Annotated in this window: 18 protein-coding genes; 5 read left to right on the top strand and 13 right to left on the bottom strand. The window is 64.7% G+C overall.

Annotated features, from left to right (window positions below; all coding sequences use genetic code 11):
• The first annotated feature begins 24 nt into the window (after positions 1–24).
• Entirely contained in the window at positions 25–639 is a 615-nt protein-coding gene (locus NGK62_RS27810) for a lipid-binding SYLF domain-containing protein (protein WP_125471108.1), read from the top strand.
• Positions 640–676: 37 nt separating this feature from the next.
• Here NGK62_RS27810 and NGK62_RS27815 read toward each other — a convergent pair whose 3' ends face one another.
• From NGK62_RS27815 to NGK62_RS27870, 12 genes are all read right to left on the bottom strand, one after another.
• Entirely contained in the window at positions 677–2,422 is a 1,746-nt protein-coding gene (locus tag NGK62_RS27815; protein WP_251881310.1) for a PHA/PHB synthase family protein, read from the bottom strand.
• Complete coding sequence (locus NGK62_RS27820) at positions 2,415–2,828, bottom strand: hypothetical protein (protein ID WP_251881312.1); 414 nt, start codon at positions 2,826–2,828, stop codon at positions 2,415–2,417. Before NGK62_RS27820 ends, NGK62_RS27815 begins: the two co-directional genes overlap by 8 nt.
• Before the next feature lie 147 nt (positions 2,829–2,975).
• The gene (locus NGK62_RS27825; RefSeq protein WP_223283457.1) at positions 2,976–3,710 is read right to left on the bottom strand and encodes a helix-turn-helix domain-containing protein; all 735 of its coding nucleotides are present in this window, start codon (positions 3,708–3,710) and stop codon (positions 2,976–2,978) included.
• A gap of 194 nt (positions 3,711–3,904) precedes the next feature.
• Entirely contained in the window at positions 3,905–4,558 is a 654-nt protein-coding gene (locus NGK62_RS27830) for a response regulator (protein ID WP_059371796.1), read from the bottom strand.
• Complete coding sequence (locus NGK62_RS27835; protein WP_251881314.1) at positions 4,555–5,643, bottom strand: PAS domain-containing sensor histidine kinase; 1,089 nt, start codon at positions 5,641–5,643, stop codon at positions 4,555–4,557. Before NGK62_RS27835 ends, NGK62_RS27830 begins: the two co-directional genes overlap by 4 nt.
• 125 nt (positions 5,644–5,768) lie before the next feature.
• On the bottom strand, positions 5,769–6,287 hold the full coding sequence (locus NGK62_RS27840; protein ID WP_059371798.1) for a flavodoxin family protein: 519 nt from the start codon (positions 6,285–6,287) through the stop codon (positions 5,769–5,771).
• A gap of 19 nt (positions 6,288–6,306) precedes the next feature.
• The gene (locus tag NGK62_RS27845; RefSeq protein ID WP_240633388.1) at positions 6,307–6,744 is read right to left on the bottom strand and encodes a CBS domain-containing protein; all 438 of its coding nucleotides are present in this window, start codon (positions 6,742–6,744) and stop codon (positions 6,307–6,309) included.
• Between the two features lie 132 nt (positions 6,745–6,876).
• Positions 6,877–9,423 carry a magnesium-translocating P-type ATPase gene (mgtA, locus tag NGK62_RS27850; RefSeq protein WP_251881316.1) on the bottom strand — a complete coding sequence of 849 codons (2,547 nt, stop codon included), beginning with the start codon at positions 9,421–9,423 and terminating at the stop codon, positions 6,877–6,879.
• A 15-nt stretch (positions 9,424–9,438) separates the two neighbouring features.
• Complete coding sequence (locus NGK62_RS27855) at positions 9,439–9,897, bottom strand: universal stress protein (RefSeq protein WP_059371800.1); 459 nt, start codon at positions 9,895–9,897, stop codon at positions 9,439–9,441.
• A gap of 70 nt (positions 9,898–9,967) precedes the next feature.
• Positions 9,968–10,816: a L,D-transpeptidase gene (locus NGK62_RS27860; protein WP_251881318.1), complete on the bottom strand. Its 849-nt coding sequence runs from the start codon at positions 10,814–10,816 to the stop codon at positions 9,968–9,970.
• Entirely contained in the window at positions 10,789–13,254 is a 2,466-nt protein-coding gene (locus NGK62_RS27865; RefSeq protein WP_251881319.1) for a cation-translocating P-type ATPase, read from the bottom strand. Before NGK62_RS27865 ends, NGK62_RS27860 begins: the two co-directional genes overlap by 28 nt.
• An 11-nt stretch (positions 13,255–13,265) precedes the next feature.
• Positions 13,266–13,691: a universal stress protein gene (locus NGK62_RS27870; RefSeq protein WP_166738309.1), complete on the bottom strand. Its 426-nt coding sequence runs from the start codon at positions 13,689–13,691 to the stop codon at positions 13,266–13,268.
• A gap of 261 nt (positions 13,692–13,952) precedes the next feature.
• On the opposite strand from NGK62_RS27870, the gene NGK62_RS27875 reads away from it, so the two are divergent.
• Together NGK62_RS27875 and NGK62_RS27880 are read left to right on the top strand one after the other, a co-directional pair.
• Complete coding sequence (locus tag NGK62_RS27875; protein WP_059371804.1) at positions 13,953–14,378, top strand: Hsp20/alpha crystallin family protein; 426 nt, start codon at positions 13,953–13,955, stop codon at positions 14,376–14,378.
• A gap of 46 nt (positions 14,379–14,424) precedes the next feature.
• Positions 14,425–15,258, top strand: coding sequence for a universal stress protein (locus NGK62_RS27880; RefSeq protein WP_059371805.1), 834 nt, complete (start codon positions 14,425–14,427; stop codon positions 15,256–15,258).
• A 59-nt stretch (positions 15,259–15,317) separates the two neighbouring features.
• Here the strand turns inward: NGK62_RS27880 and NGK62_RS27885 are convergent, their stop codons facing one another.
• Complete coding sequence (locus NGK62_RS27885; RefSeq protein ID WP_059371806.1) at positions 15,318–15,563, bottom strand: hypothetical protein; 246 nt, start codon at positions 15,561–15,563, stop codon at positions 15,318–15,320.
• 307 nt (positions 15,564–15,870) lie between these two features.
• Between NGK62_RS27885 and NGK62_RS27890 the strand changes: the two genes are divergently transcribed.
• Together NGK62_RS27890 and NGK62_RS27895 are read left to right on the top strand one after the other, a co-directional pair.
• Positions 15,871–16,971 carry an NAD(P)-dependent alcohol dehydrogenase gene (locus tag NGK62_RS27890; RefSeq protein WP_125471116.1) on the top strand — a complete coding sequence of 367 codons (1,101 nt, stop codon included), beginning with the start codon at positions 15,871–15,873 and terminating at the stop codon, positions 16,969–16,971.
• Between the two features lie 88 nt (positions 16,972–17,059).
• Positions 17,060–17,749: a phosphoribosyltransferase gene (locus tag NGK62_RS27895; protein ID WP_251881322.1), complete on the top strand. Its 690-nt coding sequence runs from the start codon at positions 17,060–17,062 to the stop codon at positions 17,747–17,749.
• Positions 17,750–17,838: the final 89 nt, after the last annotated feature.

The following is a 17,838-nucleotide window of genomic DNA, read 5'->3' on the forward strand; positions in this document are numbered from 1 at the left end:
ATGCGCCGCAACCCTGGAGGACTCATGAAGACCCGCGTCCTTGCCATATGGCTTCAACTCCTCCTGGCCATCGTGCCGGTTGAAATCGCCTTTGGACAGCCGGCGGATTCGCTCTCGTCGGTGTCTCCCGCCGTACTCAAGCGGGTGGACCAGGAGGCGGAGGCGGCGCTATCGCGTCTCTATCTTCAATCGCGCAAAGCGCAGGCGCTGGTTGCGCGTTCCTTTGGAGTGCTGGTCGTGCCTGCGCTGCATGCGGATGGCGGCATCCTGGGCATGGCCTATGGCCGGGGCGTGCTGATCGACGCGGTGGGAGGGCGCAGCTATTACAACGCCATGGCCAGCCCCCCGGGTTCGGTGCTTGGGCTGGACGGAAAGGCGCTGATCCTGTTTTTCTCCAACTACGAGGCGTTGCGGGCGTTCCAGGCTGCCCCCGGATGGGTGGAGGGCGCGAGCGGAACCATCCAGGTCCTGGACGAGACCGCCATGGCGGGACGCAATCTGGTCATCGAGCCGATTGCGGGTTTTATCCTGTCGGACGCCGGGCTGGTGCGGGGGCTCGCGCTGAAAGGCATTCTTTTCATCAAGGTGCCTGTCTTCATGTGCGCACAGGAGAACGGGGCTTGCGACGCCGCGCCCTGAAGATCTTGATCGTGCGCCGCCGCGGCAACCCTGCTGGTCAATTCTGAAGCACGAAGCGCCCTGGGGCAGGCGTCAAGGAGGCGCCGATGGCCCCGGGCTCGCCCAGGGGCCGCAGGCCCGGCTGCGCGGGACCGGAGTGGGCATCGAGCCAGGCATGCCAATCGGGCCACCAAGATCCGGGGCGCAGGGTGCTGGCGGCCGCCCATTCGTCCGGGCCGAGGCGCAGCCTGTCCATTTCGCCTTCCCTTACGCGGTGCCAGCGCCCGGGATGCCCGGGCTCGCTGACGACGCCTGCGTTATGCCCGCCGCTGGCGAGAACGAAGCGGATGTCGGCGTCGGTCTGGTAGTGGATCTTGTAGATGGACTGCCACGGCGCGATCCGGTCGTTTTCGGTGCCCAGGGCGTAGATGGGCACGCGGATGTTGCGCAGGGCGATGATGCGGCCGTCGACCTGGTAGCGGCCCTCCGCCAGCTCGTTGTTCAGGAAGAGCTTGCGCAGATACTCGGCATGCATGCGGTAAGGCATGCGGGTGGAGTCCGCGTTCCATGCCATCAGGTCATTGGGCGCCGTATGCTCGCCCAGCAGATACCTGCGCACGGCGCGCGCGGCCGTATCGCTGACGGGCCGCAGCGCCTGGAACGCGGCGGACATCTGGCCGGCTGAAAGGTAGCCCTGCGCCCACATCAGGCTTTCCAGCAAGTACACCTCGCTGGCATCGATGTACAGTCCCAGTCCGCCCGGTTCGGTGAAGTCGGTTTGCGCCGCCAGAAGCGTGAGCGTGGCCAGGCGGTCGTCCTTTTTTCCCGCCATCGCGGCGGCGGCGATGCACAGCAGGGTACCGCCCAGGCAGTAGCCCACGGCGTGCACGCGGCGGCCTGGCACGATGCGGCAGACGGCGTCCAGCGCAGCCATGAAGCCCATGTGGAGGTAATCGTCCAGGGACAGGTTCCGGTCCCGCGAATCCACATTGCGCCAGGAGATGCAGAACACCGTGTAACCCTGCGCGACCAGATGCCGGATCAGGGAGTTTCCCGGCGACAGGTCCAGCACGTAGTACTTCATGATCCACGCAGGGGTGATGAGTATCGGCTCGGGGTGCGCCGTGGCGGTCGACGGCTCGTACTGGATCAATTCGATGAGATGATTCCTGAAGACGACCGCGCCGGGCGTGACCGCCACGTCCGTGCCTACCTGAAAGCGCTCCGTCCCCTCCTCGGGGGCGTGGCTCAGCCTGCGCTGCAGATCGGCAAGAAAGTTCATCTGGCCGGCAATCAGGTTGCGGCCGCCTTCGGCCAGGGATCGTTCCAGCACGACGGGATTGGACCACGCGAAGTTGGCTGGCGAGAACATATCGCACCACTGGGCCGCGCAAAACGACACCAGATCCGCGTGGTGGGCGGCGACGCCGGGTACATCCCTGGTGGCGTCCATCCACCATAGCCGCGCCGATTGGAATGCGTGCAACCACAGGCTGAAGGGTTCGCGCTGCCAGGCCGGCGGCGCTTGCGCGCTGTCGGCCGCGGGCGTGGAAGCGCTTCGGTTCACGCCCGTCCAGGGCAGGGCGGCGTGCCGGCACAGCGCCGCGGCTTCAGTGCCGCATTTCAACGCCAGTTCGAGCTGCTTGCCGGGCGCGGTGCAAAGGTGCATCCACCAATCGGCGAGCGCGAGCGCGAACGCGGCCGGCGAGCCTCCGCCCGTAGCCTGCGCGATCAGCGCTTCTTTCCAATGGTTCAGCGCCTGGAACGGACCTTCTTCAGTTTGCCAATTCCTGACGCTACGCATTCTTGCCGCCGGCGGAACTCATCGCGTTGCCGTTGGCGAGAAACTGGCCGACGTCGAACGCGACCTCCGAGACCCGCTCCTGCCACGGATTCTTGCTGTCCCTCAAGGTGGCGGACGCAGAGGCGGATGCCGCGCGGGCGATCTTCTCGATCTCGCGCAGGTAGTCCAGTTCACGCCCCAGCAGATCGGCGGCCAGCTTCTGCTGATAGGAACAAATTGCGGCTACTGTGGACATGGATTCCAATTCGGCGTGCGCCTGCTGCGCGAAGGCGAGCATTTCCTTGTCGGTCTTCAGCTGCAGGGCGCGTAGCTGCCGGGCGCTGTCGAAATAGTTCTCGGCCATGGCCAGCGCAGTATTCAGGCCATACTTGTACAGTGCCACATAGGGCTCGTAATCCGGTTGCATGACGAGTTCCTCCGCGAGGGTAGAGGGAGCGCCGCAACGGCGTCCGCCGGGCGCGACCTGTTCAGAATAGGATCTCCTGCCCGGACCGGCTTGACGAAACTCAATTCGCGGCCAACTTTACGGGGATGGCGGCGCGTCCGCCTGCGGTCACCCGCAACTGATCTTGCGGAGCGCTTCGATGTTGCGGATTTCCAGTTGCCTTCTGCGCACGCTGACCAGGGCTGCATCCTGCATGCGCGCGAAGACCCGGCACACCGTTTCCACCTTCATGCCCAGATGATTGGCGATGTCCTGGCGTGTCATCTTCAGAATGAACTCGCGGGGCGAGTACCCGTTTGCCACCATTCTCTCGGATATGCCTATCAGGAAGTGCGCGACGCGTTCCTCGGTGGTCATGCACCCCAGGGCCATGAGCAGCTCGCGGCCTTCATTGATGTCATGGGAGATCAGCCGGTTGAACTGCTGGGCGGCGATGAAGTCCTGCCGGCAGTTTCCCATCAGTTCGCAGAAGGGCAGGATGCAGACGAGGGAATCCTCCAGGGCGATCGCATCGCTGGTGTGCGTACCGGTCTCGATCGCGTCCAGTCCCAGCACGGCGCCAGCGACGGGAAAGGCGGTGATCTGTTCCAGCCCGGACGGATTGGTGGCCCGGATTTTCACCGACCCGGAGCGCAGCCGGTACAGATTCTGCAAAGGGTCGCCTGCGCGATAGATGGCCTCGCCCTGATGGACCAGCCGGCGGGCGTGGGGCGTGGCCGCAGGCGCCAGGCCTGCGTCTGTGCCGGCGTGGCAGATACGGGCGAGAGGGCAGACTTCGCAATCGCCCATCACCTCGGCGCGTAATGGCAATCGGGTTGCGGAAAACGGCGAGAGGGTATCCATGATGGCGCCTCACTGAGTCGGACTGCCGGAAATCCGCGTGGGGCAGGCGGGCGCATGCCCCGCGGATGTACGGACCCAGTATGCGTGGGCGTGGCGCTTCGCGCTATCGGCGCATCCCGCCAGATTGGCGTGGTCTTTACCTACGGCTGTAGGAATATTCCTACCTGGGTTGACTGCCGCGCTCCGGCGGCGGTTCAGGCGTCCGGGCTGTCCTTGTCGTCGATCAACCGGTGCCGGATTGCATAGCGCACCAGGTCGGCTTGGTTGCGCAGCTGCATCTTGACCAGGATGCGGCATTTATAGGTGCTGATGGTCTTGACGCTCAGGAACAGCAGCCGGGCGATGTCCGAGTTGTTCAGGCCCGAGGCCAGATGCCGGAATACCGACAGTTCACGGTCGGACAGCAACAGGTGGGGCAGGGCGCCTGTATCGCCGTGCCGTTCGAAAGCGATGCTCTCGGCCAGGGACTGGCTCAGGTACCGGCCTCCACCCGCGACCTTGCGCACCGCTTCCACCAGCTCCTCGGCGGCGCTGTCCTTGGTCAGATATCCCGCTGCTCCCGCCTTGATCGCGCGCACGGCGTACTGCTGTTCCCCATGCATGGTCAGCACCAGTATCGGGATTTTCGGGTACTCATGCCGGATCTGGCGGATCAGGTCCACGCCGTCACGGCCGGGCATGGACATGTCCAGCACCAGCAGGTCCCACGGGCGCTGGGCCATCAGCTTCAAGGCTTCTGATCCGTTGCCGGCCTCGCCTTCCACCGAGATGTCGCCGGCATGTTCCAGCAGGCGTCGTAGCCCCGCGCGCAGCAGCGTGTGGTCATCGGCCAGAATGACGGTGATCACGCGGCCTCCCAGCTGGATTCCGGGGGTTGCGCGGGCATCTGCGCATGCAGGCGGAAGCCCCCTTTTTTCCGCGTGTGTATCGTGACCTCGCCGTTGAGCAGCCGGACCCGTTCGCGTATGCCTTGCAGTCCCAGCGACAAGGGCAGTTTCTTGGCCAGGCTTTCCGGGGCGGCGCCCACGCCGTTGTCCTGGACGGTCAGCTCGCACGTCGATTCCGTGCAGCGCAGCCGCAGTTGCACCTTGGTGGCCTGGGCATGCTTGGCGATATTGGTCAGCGCCTCCTGGACCACGCGAAACAGCGTGGTGGCTACAGGCTTGCCGGGCTCGGCCGGCCCGATGTCGATTTGCGCTTCCACGTCGATACCGTATCGGGAAACGAAATTCGCCACCAGCCATTCGACCGCGGCGGCAAGCCCCAGATCGTCCAGCATGACCGGGCGCAGGTCGGAAGCGATGCGCCGCAACGAAGCGAAGGTTTTCTTGATCAGGCGCCGCATGGCGCGCACGCGGGCGCGCATGTCGTTGTCGTCGGGGGCGAAGCCGGCTTCCAGCTGGGACAGTTCCATGGTCAGCGCGGTCAGGGTCTGTCCGAGATCGTCGTGCAACTCCCGGGCAATGTGCTTTTTCTCCTGCTCGCGCACATGCAGCAAGGCGTTCGAAAGACGGGTCAGTTCGTCGCGGGACGCGCGCAGCGCCTGATCGACGCGCTGGCGCTCGGTGATGTCCCGCAGGAAGATGGAGAGGAATACGCCTGCCTCCGTCCTGGTCTGGGAAATGGAGGCTTCCATGGGGAATTCTTCGCCGTTGGACCGCAGGCCCCATAGCGGTCCGCCCAGACCCATCTGGCGTTCGGAAATTCCAGTGAGCTTGAATCGGTCGACGTGCCGGGCATGGGCGGTGCGAAACCGCACGGGAATCAGGGTGTCGAGGTTCGCCCCGATGGTGTCGTCCGCAAGGCAAAGGAAGACGCGCTCGGCGGCCGGGTTGAACATCACGATGCGCTGGCGCTCGTCTATCGTGATAATCGGCTCGGTAGCGGATTGAATGATGTCGAGCAGTGGCGGCGCGCTGAACGTGTGCTTCATTGCGGGAACGTGCGAGGAGCCAGCCCTGAGGCGGATAGAAAATTATTGCAGCACACATTCCCGCGCCGCGCTACTGGTGAGAGCGAGGTAATACGAACGCACTAGCCCTTGTAAAAGGGGAGCGATCAATCGACGGCGGGCAATACCGGGTCGTCCCATGCCGCCGGCGCCGCCGCCCGGATTTGCTCCCGGAAGCGGCAAAGGGACGCGTCGCACTCTTCGGCCAGCACGTCGTATTGTTTCAGGAGCAGGATCGAGCGCGGCTTGGACCCGACCAGGGTGGCAATGTCGTCCACGGCGCGAAAGCCGCCGAATCCGGACATGACGCAGATGACGGAGTAGGCCTTGATCAAGCGTCCCTGCATTTTCAGGAAGGCCCGCATGGGCGCCGCCAGCGACCGCAGCCAGACCGGCGCAATCAGGATGACGTGGTCGAAGCTATCCAGGGCCGGGCCTTCATAGCGCACGTCCGGGCAGCGTTTGAGCAGGCTGTCGACGATGCAGCGCCAGTCGCCGCTCAGGCCGAATCTGGGGACGGCATCGCGGATCTCATAGGCCGGCCAACCGCTCAGGGAGGCCAGGCGCTCGGCCGTCGCGCGGGCGGTGCCGGTGCGCGAATAAAAGAAGATTCCGATGCGCTCCATGATGCCTCCCTTCGGGTGCTCAGCCTTCCTGGTCCAGCAGCGCGCGCAGGATGTCCCTGCGGCTGACCACGCCGACCAGCTTGCCGCTGCGGGTAACCGGGACGCGTTTGATGCCGCGCTTGAGGATCAGGTCGGCGATCTGGGCCAGTTCCGTGTCTTCTTCCACCGTGATGACCGGGCTGCTCATGACAGAGGCGGCCGTCTGCTCGCCCAGTTGCAGGCTGTGCAGGAACTCCAGGTTCAAGGCCTCGCCTTCGGCGAGCAGGGCCAGCCAGTGGTCCACCTTTTTCTGATGCGTGCTGTCCTGGCGCCTGACCAGGTCGCCTTCGCTGACCAGCCCGATCAATTTTCCATCGTCGCCCAGCACCATCACCGCGCTGATGTTCTTGTCCAGCATCGCGCGCATGATCTGGGAAACCGGCGTTCTCGCCGTGACGCAATAGGGGTCTGGGGTCATAAGATTCCGCGCGCGCATGTTGCTCTCCAGGACGTCAAAGGCGCAACTCGTAGGTCGAGTCCGACGTTTCCATATTGAGCCTGCCGAGCCGGCGCTCCTTGACATTGATCAAGCATGCGCTGCGTCGCGGAGCTATTCCCGGCGCGCGAACCGCGCAAGAAAGAACCGGCGCTTGATCTCATGGACGGCGGCCAGGTAGCAGACGACCAGGGGGGCGAGCATGAGGTAGAAGAGCGGCGCAGGGGATACGAAGGAAAAGAAGCCGGCCAGCGGCCCCAGTGGCAGCCACAGCGCCGCGGCCACGACCAGGAAGCAGGCTGCCGCCAGCGCGCCCTGCGGCCGGCTGCGCAGCGGGTTGTGCCGGGTCCGGATGACAAAGATGACCAGCACCTGCGTGCAAAGCGATTCCACGAACCAGCAGGTCTGAAACTCGGCTTCCGTGGCCTTGAGCACATGCAGCAGCAGATAGAAGGTGATGAAGTCGAAAGCGGAACTGACCGGCCCGATGACGAACATGAACTGGCGGATCAGGCCGATATCCAGGCGGCGCGGGGAGGAGATGTCCTCCGCGTCCACGTTGTCCAGGGGAATGGGCAATTCCGACAGGTCGTACAGCATATTGTTCAGCAGGATCTGCACCGGAAGCATGGGAAGAAAGGGCAGGAACAGCGCCGCGCCGGCCATGCTGAACATATTTCCGAAGTTTGAGCTGGTACCCATCATGATGTACTTGAACACGTTCATGTAGGTGCGGCGGCCCTCCATGACGCCGTCATGCACCACTCCCAGGCTGCGCCTGAGCAGGATGACGCGGGCCGCTTCCCGCGCCACGTCCGTCGCCGATTCCACGGATATCCCGACGTCCGCGGCGTGCAGGGCCGGGGCGTCATTGATTCCATCGCCCATGTAGCCGACCGTGTGGCCGAGCTGCTTGCAGGCCAGCACCACGCGCTCCTTCTGCGCCGGCGTCATGCGGCAGAAGAGCGTGGTCTTCTCTACCAGGCCGCGCAGGGTCGCCGTGTCCATGGCGGCAAGTTCCGTCCCGGTCAGGACGCCCTCGACGGGCAGCTGCAGTTGCGCGCAGACATGGCGGGTCACGAGTTCGCTGTCGCCCGAAATGACCTTGACCTGCACGCCGCGCGCGCGCAGCGCCTTCAGCGCGGACGCGGCGCCGCGTTTCGGCGGATCCGCGAACGCGGCATAGCCGTGCAGCACCATGTCCGAGGCATCGTCGTTGTCCACCGAGGTCCCGGCGGCCGGCATCGCTTTTGACGCGATCGCGAGCACGCGGAATCCATTGCTTTCCATGTCGTGCAGGGTCTGTCCGGCCGTTTGCCGGACGGCCTCGGTCAAGGGAGCGGGCGCGGCGTCGCCGCCGGGCGCATAGGCCGAGCAAAGGCGCAGCACGTCCTGCGGAGCGCCCTTGACGATCAGGCGGACGCCGGGCGGCCCTTGCACCAGCGTTCCCGCCCAGCGCCGGTCAAAGTCGAACGGCAGCTGGGCCAGCAGGGTCCAAGCGTCCAGGGGCGCGCCGCTGGCGGACAGCACCGCCTCGTCCAGGGCGTTCTTGGCGCCCGCCAGGTAACGGCTGTTCACCTGCAACAGGGCAGCCGCGCTTGCGCTGGGCCTGCCCTCCAGATCCACGGTCCGGTCCAGGCGTATCCGCGCTTCGGTGAGCGTCCCGGTCTTGTCCGTGCAGAACACATCCATGGTGCCCAGGTTCTGGATGACCGGAAGCTGCTTGACGATGACGTGCTTGCGCGCCAGTCTGATCGCCCCTCTGGCCAGGGTCACCGACACCACCATGGGCAGCAGTTCCGGCGTCAGTCCCACGGCCAGGGCGATGGCGAAAAGAAAGGACTCCAGCCATGGCCGATGGAACAGAGCGTTGATCAGCAGGACGAACAGGACCAGGAACACCGTCAGGCGCAGGATCAGGTAGCCGAAGCGCTGTATGTCCAGGTCGAACGTCGTCGGCTTTGCGCGCCTGGAGATGTCGGCGCCGATCCTGCCCAGTTCGCTTTGCGCGCCGGTGAGCACCGCGATGGCTGTCGCGCTGCCGCTGTGGATGGCCGTGCCGGCCAGGACAGCGCGCGGCGCATCGATAGCCTGATCCGTCCCGATATCAGTGGCGGCGGCGCTTTTCTCCACGGGGAAGGACTCGCCGGTCAGCAAGGCCTGATTGACCTGCAGATGGCGGCTGGAAACCAGCCAGGCATCCGCTGCGATGATGTCCCCGGCCTCGAGCGCGAGCAGATCGCCCGGAACCACTGCCGTGGCGGGGATGCGAATGCTGCGGCCGTCCCGCAGCACGGTGGCCTTTTGCGCGACGGATTGCTGGAGCTTCAACTCGGCCTGGGCGCTGCGCCTTTCCTGGTAGGCGTCGAGCGTGACGCTCACCAGCACGATGCCCGCGATTATCAGGGCGTTGCCGAGTTCTCCCAGGGACGCCGAGACGGCGCCGGCGATCAGGAGGATGAGAACCAGCGGGCTTGCGAATCGGCGCAGAAGAAATACGGCGCCCTCCCGCAGGCGGGCAAGCCGCGGCTTGGGCGCCGCCAATGCCTGCCGGCGGGATGCCTCCTGGGAGTCGAGGCCTTGGCTGGTGCAGCCCAGGCGCGCGTAGAGCGCCTGCTCGTCCTCGTTCCACCAGGGATAGACGTCAGGCCGTTCATCCATCGGACCTCCGCGCGGTCACGCGGTGCCGGCGGGGGCTCGCACCAGCAGGACAGGCACGGGGGCTCCCCGCAGGATTCCTTCCGCGCTGCTGCCCAGAACCATGCGGCGCACGCCCCGGCGGCCGTGCGTGCCGATGACGATCAGATCGGCCTTCCAGCTTTCCGCCTCCGCGATCACGCGTTGCTGCACGGTCTTGTCCAGGTTTTCATAGAGCACGCCTTCCACGATGATGCCTTGCTCCCGGACCGCAGCCATGCCTTTTTCAAGGATCTCGGCGCCGCTTTTCCGGAGCAGATCCAGCAACTCGCCGGCATAGTAGCCATAGGAGTCCACAGCCAGGGCGAACGACAGCTCATCGATTACATGAATCAGGCGCAGGCTGCCATGAGTGAGCTGGGCCAGGCGTATCGCTTCGTTCAGACCCAGGTCCGAGGTGGCGCTGCCATCGATGGGTACCAATATGCGTTGATACATGACTGTCTCCGGAAGAGGGGATGCGCAAAGTATCGGCCTTTGGAAGCGGCGGATCTTGACCGGAGTCAAGTCACTTTGCGACAGCGCGCCCAGGGGCGGACCAGTCCGGCCGGTCCTCGCGTTTGGTGTCCACGATGATCAGGTAGCGCCCGGCGCCAGGGACCGGGGTTCTGTCGCGCAGCAGTACCCAGGGACGAGAGATCAGGTCCGCCGCAAGCTCATAGTCGGCGTCCAGCAGGCCATAGCTGTCCAGCAGGCGGTTGAGGGTGGCCGGTATGCGGATGCAGCCTTTGGACTGCGGCGTTCCCAGCTTGGGTTCGAGCAGGACCGGGTCCGTCGCGTGCATTTGCAGGCGCATCGTGCTGGCGCCGCTATTGCCCCATCCCCGGTTTGCCTGCTGCCAGCCGAAATCATAGATCCGCATGCCTTTCGCGCCGTAGCCCAGTATCCCGTTCGCGTTCTTCGTGCCCAGGGCGCGGAAGTCGGGGTTCGCCAAGGAGTGCGCGAACACGCCGGTGGGCGTCTCGAAATGGTCGAACTGGCCGACTTTTCCGGTCGAGACGGAGGAGGCGCCCACATAGACGGGCGGACCGGCGGCGGGCAGCCAATAGAGCAGCACGGCCTGGACCCTGGCGTTCCTGTCGACCAGCAGGACATACTGCGAGCCAAGCAGACCGACGCCGGCATCGGCCAGGGCCTGCAGCGCCAGGCCGCCATAGCGCGCCTGGTCGCCGGCGGACACCTGGAGCGCGGGCATGACTTCCAGGCGAAAGGCGCGGGCCACGTCCTCGGGCGTGGGCTGGGCCGACACCTGGGATGTCGCGGCCGCGCACAGGAGCGTGGCCGCGGCGGTGCGTACCGCGCGGGCGGCAAGTCCGGATGCGCCGGGAATCATCGTGCGGTCTTGCAGTGCAGCCATTTTTGCGTCCTTAGCGGCTGGCCCAGCGGGCGTAGTCCCCGGGCGACCAGCCACACCGTTACCGCCACGAGCCAGGCGGCGGCCCAGCCTCTGACGTCCAGCGGGCCGAATTCGAACAGACGGCGCAGGGCTGGCCATTCCAAAGTCAACACAAGCAGGGCCAGCGTTGACGCTATCGCCAGTCGGGTCGCTCCGTCCCACATGCCAGTATGGTGCCGGTGGGGCGCGCGGTTGTTGATCATCAAGGCCAGATTGCCCAGCACCAGGGCGCAGAAGGCGGTGGCTCGGGCGCTATCCGCAGGCGATTGCATTTGTTGCAGCCCGCCATAGAGCATCCCCACCGCTGCCAGCAGCGCCAGCCCTTGGGCAAAGCCGAGCAGGAACGTCCTCAATGAAAAGAGCGGCTTCGCCACGGGCAGAGGAGGGCGGCGCATGAGGTCCGGCTCTCCCGCGACCGATTCGAACGCCAACCCGCACAGGGGCCCGATCACTATCTCCAGGAATGCCACGTGGGCTGGGCGCAGCAGTTCCGGCCAGCCGAACAGCAGGGGCAGAATCACCAGTCCCGCTATCGGGACATGCGCCGCGACGATATAGACGATCGCCTTGGACAGGTTGTCGAACAATCGCCGGCTTTGCCGGATCGCGTTCAAGATGTCGGAGAAATCATCGCGGGTAAGGATCAGGTCTGCGGCCTCCCGCGCGACATCGGTGCCGCGCCCGCCCATGGCGATGCCGACATGCGCCGCGCGCAGGGCGGGCGCGTCGTTGACGCCGTCGCCGGTCATTGCGACGATGGCCCCCTGCTGTTTCAGGAGCTGGACCAGGCGCAGCTTTTGCTCAGGCTTCACACGCGCGTAAACGCATACGCGCTTGACCAGTTCGGACAGGCGTTCGTCGCTTTCCCGCTCCAGGACATCGCCTTCGGCCACGAGATCGGCCGGTATGCCTGCCTGGCGGGCGATGGCCCTGGCGGTCGCCGGGTGGTCGCCCGTCAGCATGAGCACGCGCACGCCCGCGTCATCGCAAGCGGCGACCGAACGGCTCACGCCTTCCTTCAGCGGGTTTTCCAGCCCGACCAGACCGGCAAACTGCAGAGGTATATCTTCCGGATTATCGGGTAGCGGCGAAGCCGGCCAGCGTGCGCTGGCTGCCGCCAGGACCCGCAGGCCTTCCCCGGCCATGCGCCGGACCTCGGCCTCCAGTTCCGCCTGGCGGTCCGGCGTCAGCCGGCAAAGCTTGAACACCGCTTCCGGCGCGCCTTTGCACGCAATCCGGATGAAGTTCTCCGGCGCGGCCGTCCAGGCGTGGACGACTGCCAGTCGCGCGGAAGAGAATGGATAGGCTTTTGTCAGCTTGAGGGAGCTTGGCGTGGGCGGACGGACGGCAAGTTCCGCAGCGAAGCTGCGGAAGGCGTCCTCCATTGCGTCCCCGGAATCGGGCACGCTCGCCAACGCCAGCGTTTCAGCCAGATTCCAGACCTCGGGCGCTGGGTTGGCGCCGGTTGCGCCCACGAGATCGGATGTGTCCAGGCTCGTGGATCCGACATGCAGCTGGCGCACGGCCATCGTGGTCGTTGTCATGGTGCCCGTCTTGTCGGCGCACAACACAGTCGTCTTGCCCAGGGTTTCGACCACGCTCAGCTTCCGGACGAGTACGCCGTCGCCCGCTATGCGCTTGGCTTCCATCGCGGAGAAGATCGTCACGATGACCGGGAAATCCTGCGGGAGCAGGCTCATCGCCAGCGCGATGCCTGCCAACAACCCTTCGAACCATCCTCCCCGCATGTGGACATACAAGGCCCACGTGGCCAGGGAAAGGATGAAGCCCACCCACATGAACCGCAGGATGAAATGGCGGGTCTGCGATTCCAGGGGCGCGCGTTCGGGCGTCAGCTGCCGCATGGCCTGACCCAGCGCTCCCAATCTGGTGTCGTCTCCGACGGCATCCACGCGCATGACGCCCGTTCCCGACAGCACCAACGCCCCGCAGAGCATTTCGGCGCCGCTTCCGGGAGTGGCCTGTATGCGCTTGAATACCGGCTGGAACTCTCCGGTGAGTGCGGACTCGTCGACCAGCAGGCCTTCGCCGTCGATGAGCTGACCATCCGCCGGGACGCGGTTCCCTTCCGCCAGCAGCACAGAGTCGCCGCGTGCAAGTTCCGCCGATGCGACCCAGTACCGCTTGCCGTTGCGCAGCGCAAGGGCGCGAGGCGCCGCCAGGCGTCCCAACGCTTCCAATGCGTGCGCCGTACGCAGGGACTGCCCGACCGTCAGCGCGAAAATGACCAGCACGAAGAGGAGCAACAAGGCGGCTTCATGCCAGGCTCCCAGAATCGCATAAAGCCCTCCCCCCGCAAGCAGCAGGGCGAACATTGGATCCTTGATCAGGTCCAGGCTGATCGAGATCAGCGTGCGCTGATGATCCGGCGGGGCCATGGCTCATTGGCCTAATTGACCAGCACCACCGGGATGTGAACCGTGTGCAGCACCTTCAAGGTGGTCGAACCCAGCAACAGGCTGCCGGCGGCGCCCAGTCCGCGCGAACCCATGACGATATGGTCGCATCCCTGCTCGGTGGCATAGGCCTTGATGGACTCGGCGACGTTGCCGATCCGTGTCGCCCTTTGATAGAGGATTCCTGACCGGTCCAGCAGGACCTCCGACTCCGCCAGGGCCATCTTCGATTCGTCGTCGTAGTACTCCTGGATCGCCTCCGGCTCAAAAAAGGCCAATACCGTTCCCGAAACAATGGGCATTTGCACGTTCAGCAGGTGTATGGAGCAAGGGCCGTGTTCGCGCACATGGTCGACCATATAGCGCACGGCGCGCAGGGAGTTGCCCGATCCATCCACGGGAATAAGTACGTTTTTCACGGCGCCTCCGATAGAAGTGGATGCCCGGGCCGCATGGCCCCGCATTTATTGCCATCATCGCGCGCATCCGCCAGTTGAAATTGACGCCGGTCAAGTTGTCGCCCGATTGCTTCAACGCAGCCGGCGAGGCTTGCGCATGGGCGGAACTCTTGTCCCCGTTTTCTGGATGACAAAGGTCAACTTGGGCGCCGCACGCTGGAGCAACATGGAAAGGCGGGTGTACCTGAGCCCGCCTCTCATCATCATGGAAAGGAGATAACCATGTCGCGATTGACGCAATACAGCCCATTCATGAGTGAACCGTTGTCGGACGTATTCCAGGCGTTCCTGCGGCCGATTCGACAGAACCTGGATGAACAGACTCCACGGATGGATATCGACGTCACCGAGGCGGGCGACAAGTATGTCCTGAAGGCAGAGGTTCCCGGGATAGACAAGAAGGACATTTCGGTGGAGATCGATGGAAACACCGTGATGATCTCGGCCAACAAGGAAAAGAGCAGCGAAACGAAAGAGGCGGGGAACGTCGTCCGCCAGGAGCGCTTCTGGGGGCGGATCCAACGCTCGGTATCGCTGGCCAGCCCCATAGACCAGGCGGCGGCCAAGGCGGTCTGCGAGAACGGCGTGCTGATCCTGACCCTGCCCAAGGCGGCTGGAAGCCGGAACAAGACGCTGCAGATCGAATGAAGCGTATTTCGCCCGGCAAGTCCTTTCGCTTTCCGTAGAGGTAATCATGTATCGCCGAATTGCCGTTCATCTAGACCATGGATTCGATTGTTCTCGCCGGGTCGAATTCTCCCTGCAACTCGCCCGCGCCAATGACGCTCATCTGACCGGGATATTTGCCAGCTACATCTCGCCCGGCTATTTCTACGATGAGGCAGGCCTGTGGGTCCGTTCCATGGACATGGCCAAGCAGATAAACGAGAAAGGGCGCACGGCTGTCGAGCTGACGTTCAGTCAGGCCGCACGCGAGAGCGGCGTGGCGGCTTCATGGCGGCAGGGCGAGGACGCGCCTGCGGAATGTGTCGTCACCCATGCCCGCTGTTCCGATGTCCTGGTCATCAGTCAGGAGAATCGAAACGACGTGGACGCGGCTGTCGGCAATTACTTCGTGGAGCAGGTCTTGATGTCCGCGGGGCGGCCCGTCATCGTGTTGCCCTCGGCCGGCAAGTTCAATGGAGCGGGCGCCCGGGTGCTGTATTGCTGGAACCGTAGCCGGGAGGCCGCTCGTGCGATCGCCGACGCGGCTCCGCTTCTGCGCAATGCGAACGCCCTGGCCGTTCTGACGACGGACGACCTGGATGCCAGCGGGGGCGCGCAAGTGCCGTTCGAAGACCTGGCGGCGTACTGCGCCTGCCATGGCTTTCCTTTGCCGGAACACCAATCCCGCAGCACGAACGAGGTAGACGTGGGTGACGTCATCCTGAGCACAGCCGCCGATTTCAACGCGGATCTGATCGTCATGGGCGCGTATGGACACAGCCGCATGCGCCAATGGGTGATGGGTGGCGCTACGCGTTCGCTGCTCGCCGCCATGACGGTTCCGGTCCTGTTCTCCCACTGAGGCTTGCGGGGAACGCATATGCGCTCCCCGGCCGCGGCCAGGGAGCGAGCGGCGCCGGGCTAGATTCCGTTCTCCTGGAGATCGCGGCGCCGGCGCGTTCTGACGATCGTTCCGTCGGGAAGCTGGTAGGTTCCGGATCCGATCTGGTCGACCAATTGCCCGTCGGGCAGGCAGCAGTAAAAGAACGTGTTCGCAGGCGCTTCCTGCGGCCGCAGCTGACTGCGTCGTTCGATTCTGTAGGTGGTTCCGTCCGCGGCAACGGCGATGACGGCGATGGCGTTTCGGGAGCGGGTTGGCGTGATCACGGGTTCTCCTTGGAACGAGTGGGGCTTCCTGGCAGAGGCGATGATGGGAAGGCCAGGATCGCGTTGCCGTGAGTGCTGCAGGCCGCTAATGACGAGGCGGGGATATGACTGCCGCCTTGCAGGGGCCATGGCCAGTGGCACAGCGCCAAGATACATGGCCCATGCGCGGGAAAATTGACCTCGGTCAAGTTTCCCCCGGTTCCGTCTTTTAAGCTGAAAGCACGTCTCGCGGTCCGATGGCGACAGGGGCGTACCCTCGCGCGCGCCGAAAATTGAACCATCGTCGTTTCAGAGCAGGAGATAAGCCATGACCTCCATGATGAAAGCAGTCGTGTTTGCCGGGAAGGATCACATCGAGATACGGGAAAAGCGCATTCCAGACGTCGGCCCGAACGACGCGCTGCTGAAGATCACGACCACGACCATTTGCGGCACCGATATCCATATCGTCAAGGGCGAGTATCCCGTAAAGCCTGGCCTGACCATCGGCCACGAACCGGTAGGCGTCATCGAGAAACTGGGAAGCGCCGTGACGGGCTACGCCGAGGGCCAGCGCGTGATCGCCGGCGCAATCTGTCCGAACTTCAATTCATACGCCGCCCAGGACGGCGCCCCTTCCCAGGACGGCAGCTATCTGGTGGCCAGCGGCATGTGCGGATGCCACGGATACCGCGCCACCGCGGGATGGCGGTTCGGCAACATGATTGATGGCGCCCAGGCCGAGTACCTGCTGGTTCCCGACGCGCAGGCCAACCTGGCGCCGGTGCCGGACAGCTTGAGCGACGAGCAGGTGCTGATGTGCCCGGACATCATGTCCACCGGATTCAAAGGCGCCGAGAACGCCAACATCCGCATAGGCGACACGGTGGCCGTGTTCGCGCAAGGCCCGATAGGACTCTGCGCGGCCGCAGGCGCCCGGCTGCTGGGGGCGACCACCGTCATCGGCGTGGACGGCAATGCGCAGCGCCTGGAAATATCGCGCTCGTGGGGCGCGGACATCGTCCTGAACTTCCATGACTGCGACGTCGTGGAGGAAATCTTGCGGCTGACGGGCGGCAAAGGGGTGGATTCCGCCATTGAAGCGTTGGGACAGCAGAGCACCTTTGAATCCGCCTTGCGCGTATTGAAGCCGGGAGGAACGCTGTCCAGCCTGGGCGTTTATTCCAGCGACCTGAAGATTCCGGTGTCCGCGTTCGCGGCTGGACTGGGCGACCACAGGATCAACACTGCGCTCTGCCCCGGCGGAAAGGAGCGTATGCGCCGCCTCATGAGCGTTCTGGAATCAGGCCGCCTGGACCTCGCAAAAATGGTCACGCACCGCTATACCCTCGACCAGATTGCGGACGCCTACGATCTCTTCGCAAACCAGCGCGATAACGTGTTGAAGGTCGCCATCCGGCCTTCTTGAATGCTCTTCGTTCCCGGCCCGGGCGCGGACGCCGCGGGATAACGGCATGCCGGCCCGGAATGCAGCAGTCTGCGGCGTAGGTGCTCTGATGAATATTTCCTTCAAGAACCGGCGGGAGGCCGGGGTGTTGCTGGCGCGCCTGCTGATGCGGTACGCAGGCCGTCCAGACGTGATCGTGCTGGCGTTGCCACGGGGCGGCGTGCCGGTGGGGTTCCAGGTCGCCGCGGCGCTGGACGCGCCGCTTGATGTCGTGATGGTGCGCAAGATCGGAATGCCCGGGTATCCCGAGTATGCGATCGGCGCGATAAGCGGCGATCAGACTCTGTTTCAATCCGAGGCCATCGAGGCTTACGGCATCTCGCCGGGCGCGATAGAGCCTATCGTTCTGCGCGAGCGCAAGGAAATCGAGCGCCGTGAAGCCTTGTATCGCGCGGGGAGGCCGCCGCTGCAGTTGCAGGGCAAGATCGCCATACTGGTCGATGACGGCCTTGCGACCGGCTCGACCATGCGCGTGGCCCTGCGGTCCATACGCAAGGCGGGACCGGCAAGAATCGTGGTCGCGGTGCCGGTCGCCGCTGCCGAGACCCGGCAGCAGCTTGCGGACGAAGCGGATGAAATGATCTGCATCGGCACGCCGGTTCCGTTCTATGGCGTGGGGCAATGGTACGAGGACTTCGATCAGACCGGGGATGAAGAGGTCATACGTCTGCTGCGGGAAGCGGAGCGTAGCCACCCGCTTTCCGCATGGGCCGCGGCTCCTGCGCCGCATCGCGGCTGATGCCCGTTCGGGTCCAAGGCAGACAGACCATGGAAACGACAAGCGATGCTTGCTCGAGAGGATCGGCGACGCACGTGCCGCGGCGCGTC

This window comes from Achromobacter sp. Marseille-Q4954, assembly GCF_943737025.1.
Classification (GTDB): domain Bacteria; phylum Pseudomonadota; class Gammaproteobacteria; order Burkholderiales; family Burkholderiaceae_B; genus Achromobacter; species Achromobacter bronchisepticus_A.

Bases quoted from the DNA above. Each gene is read 5' to 3' on its own strand.
- NGK62_RS27865 (WP_251881319.1), bottom strand. From the start codon at position 13,254: ATGGCCCCGCCGGATCATCAGCGCACGCTGATCTCGATCAGCCTGGAC.
- NGK62_RS27825 (WP_223283457.1), bottom strand. From the start codon at position 3,710: ATGGATACCCTCTCGCCGTTTTCCGCAACCCGATTGCCATTACGCGCC.
- NGK62_RS27890 (WP_125471116.1), top strand. From the start codon at position 15,871: ATGACCTCCATGATGAAAGCAGTCGTGTTTGCCGGGAAGGATCACATC.
- NGK62_RS27845 (WP_240633388.1), bottom strand. From the start codon at position 6,744: ATGACCCCAGACCCCTATTGCGTCACGGCGAGAACGCCGGTTTCCCAG.
- NGK62_RS27810 (WP_125471108.1), top strand. From the start codon at position 25: ATGAAGACCCGCGTCCTTGCCATATGGCTTCAACTCCTCCTGGCCATC.
- NGK62_RS27835 (WP_251881314.1), bottom strand. From the start codon at position 5,643: ATGAAGCACACGTTCAGCGCGCCGCCACTGCTCGACATCATTCAATCC.
- NGK62_RS27880 (WP_059371805.1), top strand. From the start codon at position 14,425: ATGTATCGCCGAATTGCCGTTCATCTAGACCATGGATTCGATTGTTCT.
- NGK62_RS27855 (WP_059371800.1), bottom strand. From the start codon at position 9,897: ATGTATCAACGCATATTGGTACCCATCGATGGCAGCGCCACCTCGGAC.
- NGK62_RS27820 (WP_251881312.1), bottom strand. From the start codon at position 2,828: ATGCAACCGGATTACGAGCCCTATGTGGCACTGTACAAGTATGGCCTG.
- mgtA (WP_251881316.1), bottom strand. From the start codon at position 9,423: ATGGATGAACGGCCTGACGTCTATCCCTGGTGGAACGAGGACGAGCAG.
- NGK62_RS27860 (WP_251881318.1), bottom strand. From the start codon at position 10,816: ATGGCTGCACTGCAAGACCGCACGATGATTCCCGGCGCATCCGGACTT.
- NGK62_RS27895 (WP_251881322.1), top strand. From the start codon at position 17,060: ATGAATATTTCCTTCAAGAACCGGCGGGAGGCCGGGGTGTTGCTGGCG.
- NGK62_RS27875 (WP_059371804.1), top strand. From the start codon at position 13,953: ATGTCGCGATTGACGCAATACAGCCCATTCATGAGTGAACCGTTGTCG.
- NGK62_RS27840 (WP_059371798.1), bottom strand. From the start codon at position 6,287: ATGGAGCGCATCGGAATCTTCTTTTATTCGCGCACCGGCACCGCCCGC.
- NGK62_RS27815 (WP_251881310.1), bottom strand. From the start codon at position 2,422: ATGCGTAGCGTCAGGAATTGGCAAACTGAAGAAGGTCCGTTCCAGGCG.